Annotated in this window: 9 protein-coding genes; all 9 read right to left on the bottom strand. The window is 53.9% G+C overall.

Annotated elements, in window-relative coordinates; genetic code table 11:
- Positions 1 to 531, bottom strand: a 531-nt coding sequence (locus ED901_RS13565) for a lipoate--protein ligase (RefSeq protein WP_122096310.1), incomplete at its 3' end; no start/stop codon positions are given.
- An 83-nt stretch (positions 532 to 614) separates the two neighbouring features.
- Positions 615 to 1,094, bottom strand: coding sequence for an NlpC/P60 family protein (locus ED901_RS13560; protein WP_082465713.1), 480 nt, complete (start codon positions 1,092 to 1,094; stop codon positions 615 to 617).
- A gap of 157 nt (positions 1,095 to 1,251) precedes the next feature.
- Positions 1,252 to 1,641 carry a 4-amino-4-deoxy-L-arabinose-phosphoundecaprenol flippase subunit ArnF gene (arnF, locus tag ED901_RS13555; protein ID WP_122096220.1) on the bottom strand — a complete coding sequence of 130 codons (390 nt, stop codon included), beginning with the start codon at positions 1,639 to 1,641 and terminating at the stop codon, positions 1,252 to 1,254.
- Positions 1,638 to 1,970, bottom strand: coding sequence for a 4-amino-4-deoxy-L-arabinose-phosphoundecaprenol flippase subunit ArnE (gene arnE, locus ED901_RS13550; protein ID WP_122096219.1), 333 nt, complete (start codon positions 1,968 to 1,970; stop codon positions 1,638 to 1,640). The genes arnF and arnE overlap by 4 nt, the downstream gene beginning before the upstream one ends.
- Positions 1,967 to 3,637 (bottom strand): lipid IV(A) 4-amino-4-deoxy-L-arabinosyltransferase, encoded by a 1,671-nt coding sequence (gene arnT / locus ED901_RS13545; RefSeq protein ID WP_056773486.1) that lies wholly within the window; start codon positions 3,635 to 3,637, stop codon positions 1,967 to 1,969. Before arnT ends, arnE begins: the two co-directional genes overlap by 4 nt.
- Positions 3,637 to 4,536, bottom strand: a complete 900-nt coding sequence (gene arnD / locus ED901_RS13540) for a 4-deoxy-4-formamido-L-arabinose-phosphoundecaprenol deformylase (RefSeq protein WP_122096218.1) — start codon at positions 4,534 to 4,536, stop codon at positions 3,637 to 3,639. Before arnD ends, arnT begins: the two co-directional genes overlap by 1 nt.
- A 13-nt stretch (positions 4,537 to 4,549) precedes the next feature.
- Positions 4,550 to 6,532 (bottom strand): bifunctional UDP-4-amino-4-deoxy-L-arabinose formyltransferase/UDP-glucuronic acid oxidase ArnA, encoded by a 1,983-nt coding sequence (arnA, locus tag ED901_RS13535; protein ID WP_122096217.1) that lies wholly within the window; start codon positions 6,530 to 6,532, stop codon positions 4,550 to 4,552.
- Positions 6,532 to 7,512: an undecaprenyl-phosphate 4-deoxy-4-formamido-L-arabinose transferase gene (gene arnC / locus ED901_RS13530; protein ID WP_056773473.1), complete on the bottom strand. Its 981-nt coding sequence runs from the start codon at positions 7,510 to 7,512 to the stop codon at positions 6,532 to 6,534. The genes arnA and arnC overlap by 1 nt, the downstream gene beginning before the upstream one ends.
- Positions 7,512 to 8,654, bottom strand: a complete 1,143-nt coding sequence (gene arnB / locus ED901_RS13525; protein WP_122096216.1) for a UDP-4-amino-4-deoxy-L-arabinose aminotransferase — start codon at positions 8,652 to 8,654, stop codon at positions 7,512 to 7,514. The genes arnC and arnB overlap by 1 nt, the downstream gene beginning before the upstream one ends.
- Positions 8,655 to 8,845: the final 191 nt, after the last annotated feature.

Raw genomic sequence — 8,845 nt, 5'->3', positions numbered from 1 at the left:
AATGCCTTTTGCCTGCAGCTTTTTCACATCAGGATTCAGGTAATTAGCCAGACGGCTTAGATCGGCATTGAGCAGTAAGGTGCCGTGATGAAAACCACGATCGACGGTTTCACGGTAGGCTGAACCGGAAATTTTGCGCTCGCCCTCAGGCGTCTGAACCACCAGATCGTTACGGCCTGAGGCACTGGCTTCAATACCCAGCGTTTTTAATGCGTTGAGAATGATGCCGGTAGAGACGCTTTTGTCGTACTCCGGTTTACCGGCCATAAAAGTAAAACAGGTATTACCCAGATCGTGGAAAACCGCGCCGCCGCCGCTGCTGCGGCGTGCCAGACGAATACCGTCTTCTTCCATCCGGCGGGTATTGCACTCTTTCCACGGGTTCTGCGCCTGCCCGATGACCACGGTTTCGGCATTGCGCCACAGGAACAGCACCCGTTGCGTGGTCATTTCACGAAAGATGCAGTCTTCTACAGCCAGATTGAACCAGGGGTCGTAAGAGTCGGAGAGTAATAATCTGAGAGGTGTCATCGCGTATTCATCCTGAAAAAGTCTGTTTTGATAATAACAGCAAAAATCAGGATGAAATACGCAGGGAATTCAGGGGGAATACGTCAGATGCGCCGCGCCTGCCAGTAGACCTTACGCCAGTAAACGTTATCGAGTGAAGAACGGGTGACGCCCTGGCTGGTGGATGCATGAATAAACTGGTCGGCGGTGTCGTAAATGCCGACGTGGAGTCCATTTTCACCGCTGCCGGTTTTGAAGAAAACCAGATCGCCGGGAAGCAGTTCATCGCGGGACACTTTAGTGCCAATTTTTGTCTGGTCGGCGGTGGTGCGTGGCAGCACGACGCCGAAACGGTCGCGGTAGGTTCGGAAAACAAAACCGGAGCAATCGACGCCGCTCGGTTGTAATCCGCCATAACGGTACGGTGCGCCATGCCACTGGCTGAGCTGGTCGTTAAGCTCGGCAACCACGGTGATGGAATCGGCAAAGCGGCCACTTGGCGGCGGTGCGTGGCTGCTGCAGCCGTTAAGAATTAACGCGGCAACAGCCAGCAGGGAATACATGGATACGGACGACCAGCGCATAGTGCATTCCTTCTCGAATAGCGTCACGGCCAAGGCCGAAACGCGAGGATTTGCGCAGGCCGGATAAGTCGCCGTTATCTAAGAACTAATAGAATTTAGCGCTATTTTATCCGTCATCCAACCTTTAAATGATGATTTTTATCGTTGCCGGAGGGCGTTAATGTGATTTTTTAGAGGGTTTGCTGTGAATGACCCACACGCCTGAGAGGATCAGTAACCCGCCGAGGGTCTTCGTCAGGCTGATGCTCTCATTGAACCACGGCAGCGCGACAGCGGCGATGTAGACCAGCGCATAGCTCAGACTCAGCAACGTATAGGCGCGGTTGAGAGGTAAAACGCGTAACGCAAAGAACCAGCAGCCCATGGAAAGCACATAGCCGCACAGGCCAAAAAACACCGCCGTCAGCGCACTTAAGTGATTCTGTACAAACACAATTGTGATCTGTGAAAGTGAAATCCACGGGATCTGTACCATGCCCCACTTCATCAGTAATTGCGCCAGCGTCACTAACAGTACGCTGGCACCGCCCCACAGATAGCCTTTCATAAACTGACACTCATCAGCGCAATACCCGACATGATAAGCACGACGCCACACCAGTGTCGGGTATCCACGTATTCATGGAAGAGCCAGCGGGCGCAAAGCGTGATCAGCACGAAGTTCAGGCTGAGCATCGGATACGCCAGGCTGAGAGGCAAAAGCTGTAAGACCCGCAGCCAGAGCAACATGCCAATCCCCAGCAATACCACCGCCAGCGCCAGCCAGCGCAGGACGAAACTCACACCTTTGCCTGAAACCTGTGCGGCCTGCTTCTGACAAAGCTGGCCGGCACAGGTGATCACGCTGACCGCAAGCACCAGAAGGAATCCGGTCATGGCAGCTTTTTATAGAACAGCAGAGCCAGACGGTTCACTTGCACCGTATGATCTGCCGGTGGCAGTTTATCGGCAGAGACAATGTTGCTGTCGAGTTTGATAACCACTGAAATATTCCCCTCCTGCCGCGCTTTTTGTAACCATGCCGGGAATCCGGCGGCATCTACAAATTTATCCTGCGCATCAGGATAACTCAGGCCGTATTCCAGCTCTCCCCTTTCATCAAACATGATGATGTCACTGCGTTTAAGCATCCACGCCAAACCGGTCGCCACACCCACGTTATCTGCCAGAATGTAACGGCTCTGGTGAAGCAGCGCGCTGTTCTGATCCAGGAATGCCTGTGGCTGTTTGGAGTCGATCACTTTCTGCGGAATAGCCTGACCGATAAGCAATGCCAGCACCAGCGGGCAAATTGCCGCCCAGTACCAGCGTTTTTTCAGATCAGTCAGCGACATAGCACCGGCAAGCGCCCAGACTGCAAAGCACAAAATACCAATCAGCGCCCGGGGCAGTTCAGCACGGCCAAACACCGCTTTCACATGAACCGGCAATATTCCGGAGATCACCAGCACCGCCACGGCCATCAGCACGCCAAAGACGATGTTGATGATGCCGTTGGCTTTCAGCGCGCGCAATTTCCCTGACTGGCGGATCTGATCAAGGTGATCGGCCAGCAGCAACGCCAGCGGTGCAAAGCACGGTAAGATGTATGTCGGCAGCTTACCTTTGGCGATGCTGAAGAAAATCAGCGGCATAACAGCCCAGCTCAGCAGGAAGAACAGCTCAGGTCGCAGCACGCGTTTAGTCCAGCCATCGCGCAGTGCTCCCGGAAGCAGCCCCAGCCACGGCAGCGCGCCGAGGCAAAGCACCGGCAGGTAATACCAGAACGGGGCTTTGTGCTGTGCGTTCGATTCGGCAAAGCGTTGAACATGCTCGACCCAGAAGAAATAGCGCCAGTAGTCCGGTTCCTGACGTGCGACGGCCAGCACCCACGGCAGGCTCAGGGCGACAGCACTGACGATCGCCAGCGGCCCCCAGCCAAACAGGGTTTTGAAGCGTTTTTCGCGCCAGACAATCGGCAATACAGCAATGACCGGTAACGCCAGCGCCAGAAAACCTTTGGTCATGAAGCCCATACCACAGGCCAGCCCCAGCACAATCCAGCTCAACGCCTTTTGCGGCGTGCCCGAAACGCGCAGACAAAAGTAACTGGCGACCATCGCGGCGGTCATCCACAGGGTAATCATCGGATCCAGCACGCTGTAGGTGCCGATGCTGAACACCAGCGTGCAGGAAAGATAGATCAGCGTCGCGATGTACGCCGTCTGGCGGTTACGCCACATCAGGTTTGCCAGCCAGAACACCAGCAACGCGCTGAGCATGGTGCTGAACACGGAACCAAAGCGGACAGCAAAGTTGCTGTCGCCGAAGATCATCTGGCTGATATTGTTGAACCAGTAGCCAGCCACCGGTTTTTCAAAATACCGTAAACCCAGCAGATGTGGCACCACCCAGTCGCCACGTTGCAGCATTTCCCGGCTGATCTCTGCATAACGGGTTTCATCGGGTTGCCACAACAGGCGGGTGTTAAGAGGAACAAGGTAAACCAGCGCGAAAAACACCAGAACCAGTGTACTCCACACGCTTTTATATGCTTTCGACATCAGGAAAAACCTTCTTGCTGACAACCTAACCAGCCTTCCCGTCCCGGGAAACTGGCGCGAACCACTTTGCCTTTCGGCAGCGAACTCAGATCCTGCGGGAGCAGATCACCCAGTGCGCAGAACTGGATCCCCTGCGCCGCGGCACGGGTTAATAACGTGTCAAACTGCGCAGCCAGAGACATGCCTTCCACTTCTGCGTGAATGGTGTAAACCGGCACGCCCTGATCCTCAGTGATGGCCCTGAGGATAAAGTCGTTGAAGTTATCGGCGTTAATGTCGCCACCGGCCACCTCATCGTAAGTCGGTAACGTCACCGGAATTTGTACTGTCCCGAGGGTGCCGTTTTCCAGCACAGGAAGGAACGGGTATTTTCCGCGGCAATCACTGTTGTAATAGAAGTGGAAACGCTCTTTAACTTCGATCACCCGTTCGTCAGCGCGCCAGCCTGCTACCGCTGAACATTCGACGTCATGACCGAGACTTTTTTCCAGTGCGTCCAGCCCCAGCTGAATTTGCTGCTCAAGCTGTGCTTCGGACCATTTACCCACTTTGGCCTGCCAGCCCTGATGATCCCAGGCGTGCAGCCCGACTTCATGCCCGCGTTTGGCCGTTTCTTTCATCAGATAACCCAAATCGCGCGCGATAGGTTTACCCGGCCACGCGGTACCGGCCAGCAAAATATCCCAGCCATAGAGTGACGCGGCATTGGAGCGCAGCATCTTCCACAGAAAGCGCGGTTTAAGCAGGCGCCACAAGTGACGCCCCATGTTATCCGGCCCGACGCTGAAGAAGAAACTGGCGGTAATTTTATGTTTCGCAAGCACTTGCAGAAGCTGAGGGACACCCTCGCGGGTGCCGCTCCAGGTATCGACATCAATGCGCAGACCCACTTTCTTCATGAATGGCACCGTTTCAGGAGTGATCCGCTTCCGGGTTTACGGAGCGCAGGAAGAAATCCAGGGTGTCGGCGACGGTTTTATCCATGCCCACTTCCGGTTTCCAGCTCAGCAGGCGACGGGCATTTTTAATGCTCGGCGTGCGGTGCTCAACGTCCTGATAGCCTTTGCCGTAATAGGTGCTGCTTTCCACCAGATTGAAACCGGCAAACGGCGGGAACTGTGCGCGCAACGGATGCGCTTCAAAGCTTGCCAGCAGCATTTCCGCCAGTTCACGAATACTCGCTTCGTTGGTCGGATTACCGATGTTGATGATCTGGCCGTCACACAGGTTGTCACGGTTTTCAATGATGCGGAACAAGGCTTCAATGCCGTCGTTGATGTCGGTGAAACAGCGTTTTTGCTCGCCGCCGTCAACCAGTTTGATCGGTGAACCTTCTACCAGATTGAGGATCAGCTGAGTGATTGCACGGGAGCTGCCGATACGCGCGGCATCGAGGTTATCCAGTCGCGGCCCCATCCAGTTAAACGGACGGAACAGCGTAAACTTCAGGCCTTCTTTGACGCCGTATGCCCAAATCACGCGGTCCAGCAACTGTTTGGATACTGAGTAAATCCAGCGCTGTTTGTTGATAGGGCCGACGATCAGACGCGAGTTATCCTCGTCAAATTCCTTGTCATCACACATGCCGTACACTTCAGACGTGGACGGGAAAATGATGCGTTTTTTGTATTTCACACAGTCACGAACGATTTTAAGGTTTTCCTCAAAATCGAGTTCGAACACGCGCAGCGGATTACGGGTGTATTCGATTGGCGTGGCGATGGCTACCAGCGGCAGCACAACGTCACATTTTTTGATGTGATATTCGATCCACTCGGAATGAATGCTGATATCGCCTTCAACAAAGTGGAAATGCGGATTGCCCATGAAGCGGCTGATGGCATCGGAACTGATGTCCAGACCGTAGATTTCGTAACGGTCTTCACGCAGCAAACGCTCGCTCAGATGGTTACCGATAAAGCCGTTTACGCCCAGGATCAGCACGCGGGTACGGCGTTTCATCACCGCAGTAGGCAGCGTGGAAAGACGCATTTCCGGCATAATGCCCAGTTCCAGCGCCAGACGAGAACCCTGAACGTACAACCCGTTTTCACTCTGACCGGCCTGGATCTGCAACGCACCTTCGCCACAGGCGATGGTCAGCGGATCAGCGCAAAGGACGGTACCCGGTTGTTTGTCGTGCTGAGTGTTCAGCGGCAACGCGCGCCAAACCGTCAGTTTTCGTTGCCCGAGGAAAGTGAACGCGCCCGGATAAGGTTCGGTCACGGCGCGGATCAGGTTGTTAATCTCAGTGGCTGATTTATGCCAATGAATTTCACCGTCAGCCGCCGTACGGCGACCAAAGTAGCTCGCCTGCGCTTCATCTTGCGGCGTCAGGGTTATCTTGCCTGCTTTCATTTCTGGCAGTAAATCGGTCAGCAGTTCTTTCGCCGCTTCGCGTACTTTCGCGTGCAGCTTCAGTGCCGTGTCATCTGAGGCGATCGCCACTTTACGCTGGCCGACAATGTCACCGGCATCAGGGCGCTTCACCATTTTGTGCAGGGTGACACCGGTTTCAGTTTCACCATTGAGCAGCGCCCAGTTTACCGGTGCGCGGCCACGGTAACGCGGCAGCAGTGAACCGTGCAGGTTAAAACCGCCCTGCGGCGCGAGAGATAAAATCTCTTCGCTGAGCATGTTGCGATAGTAGAAAGAAAAAATCACATCAGGCTGCAAGGCGCAAATACGATCAATCCACAGCGGATGATTCACGTCTTCCGGCGCGTACACCGGCAGATTTAATTCGGCACCCTGACGGGCGACAGAGGAAAAGAATTGGTTTTCATTCGGTGCATCCGTATGGGTAAAGACCGCCTGAACGTCATAACCGGCATCAACCAGAGCCTGTAAACCAACGCAACCAATATCATGGTAGGCAAATACAATCGCTTTCATCACTCTTCTTCCTGACTGTTTTCTTCGGAACGAACGCCGACGACTTTTTGAACGAAATAACGGGGACGTGCGCGAACATCGTTGTAGATCCGCCCGATGTATTCACCGAGTAATCCCATGCCGACAAACTGCGCACCGATAAACATAAATAGCAAAGCAAAGAGGGTGAACACCCCGTCCGCAGCCCAGGCTGGGCCGTGAATCAACCGCATGAGGATCAGGAAAATCGCCAGCACGAAACCGAAGATGGCGATCGCACTGCCGACAACGCTAAGCATGCGCAGCGGCGTGGTGGTCAGGCAGGTGATCAGGTCATACATCAGGTTAATCAGCTTCATCAGGCTGTATTTGGAATCACCAAATTCGCGCTCAGAATGCTGCACCGGAATTTCCACGGTTTTCCGTGCAAAGGTGTTCGCCAGAATAGGAATAAAGGTACTGCGCTCGTGACAATGCAGCATCGCCTCAACAATGTGGCGACGGTAAGCCCGCAGCATGCAGCCGTAGTCGCCCATCGATTTGCCGGTGGCGCGCTGAATCATCATGTTGATCATTTTGGACGCGGTTTTACGGAACCAGGAATCACGGCGGTTTGCCCTTACCGTGCCCACGACGTCATAACCTTCATCGGCTTTTGCCACCAGACGCGGGATTTCTTCCGGCGGGTTTTGCAGATCGGCATCAAGAGTGATGACCAGATCGCCGGTGACATGGCTAAATCCGGCCATGATCGCCGAGTGCTGCCCGTAATTGCGGTTAAGCAAAACCGCGATGATGTGGCTGTCAGGCTGCTCTGCGGCGGCGGCAAGCATGTCGCCGGAGCTGTCGGCGCTGCCGTCATCCACCAGGATAATTTCATATTGCTGCGTCAGTTGCTGACACGCTGCCTGAGTACGCGTCAATAACGCGGGCAGGCTTTCTTCTTCGTTGTAGACCGGGATAACCACCGAGACTTTACGAATAGGTTCATAATGCGCCACTACTGCGCCTCCAAAAGGGAAAAAAGAGCCGAGACGACACGATCAACGTCGCTGTCCTGCATATCAGGGAACAGCGGCAGGCTGCACAGACTGGCTGAGTTCCATTCACTGTTTGGCAGGCTAAGTTGCGGATAACGTTCGCGGTAATATTTTTGAGTGTGGGCAGCCCGGAAATGTAAACCGGTTCCGATGCCCTGCTCTTTCAGACGTTCCATCAGTGCATCGCGGTTTATGCCACAACGTTTTTCATCTACGCGGATCATGAATAAATGCCAGGCATGAAGATGCGGATAATCCGGCACTTTCATTGGCAGATACGGCGAGCCTTGTAATTTATCGAGGTAACGTTGCGCCAGTTCGGCACGACGGGCGTTCATTTCACTCAGGCGTTTGAGCTGCACAACAGCAATGGAGGCATGAATGTCTGAAAGATTGTATTTGAAGCCAGGCTCGACCACTTCTGCCTGCGGTTTGCGCCCCTGAACCTGACGGTCAAACGCATCGACCGCCAGCCCGTGGAATTTCAGCGCACGCACTTTGGCGGCCAGCTCATCGTCGTCAGTAGCAACCAGGCCACCTTCGGCGCAGGTCATGTTTTTAATCGCGTGGAAGGAGAAAATTGCCGTTCCTTGCGCGCCAACCCAGCGATCGCGATAACGCGTACCGACGGCGTGAGCCGCATCTTCAATCACCGCAATACCATGCTGGTTTGCCACGGCGTATACAGGGTCGAGATCTAAAGGGGCACCGGCGTAATGCACAGGAATAATTGCTTTGGTTTTAGGCGTAATGGCGGCAGCAATAGCCTCTGCGCTGACCATCAGCGTATCCGGATCCACATCAATCATCACCGGCTCGGCACCGAGCAAAACAATCATGTTCAGCGTCGACACCCAGGTCTGAGAAGGTGTAATCACTTCGTCGCCGGGGCCAATGCCCAGCGCCATCAATGTAACGTGCATTCCACCCGTTGCGGAGCTGACCGCAATGGCATGTTTACAACCAAAGGCAGCAGAAAAATCTTGTTCAAGCTGATGTGTCTGCGGGCCGGTCGTGATCCAACCTGAACGCAACACTTGCCCTACAGCCTCGATCTCTTCTTCGCCCATAGACGGACGGGAGAAAGGCAAAAAGTTTTCCATTTCACTATCCCAAAAGGTAATTAGCTCAACACGACTGTAGACTGTGTTTATTTAACCGTAAGTAAACACCGCCCTGAATTTTGGATCTTATGATGTCGGTTTAAGCTTAATTTAACCTTAAGGATTTGCCAGTTTTGTGAAGTTAAACAGAAGTTAAATAGGAAGGGGATAAATAGTATCGTCTATTACAA

Source organism: Rahnella sp. Larv3_ips (genome assembly GCF_003697865.1).
Taxonomy (GTDB): domain Bacteria; phylum Pseudomonadota; class Gammaproteobacteria; order Enterobacterales; family Enterobacteriaceae; genus Rahnella; species Rahnella rivi.
This window is presented reverse-complemented; position numbering and strand designations above follow the sequence as displayed.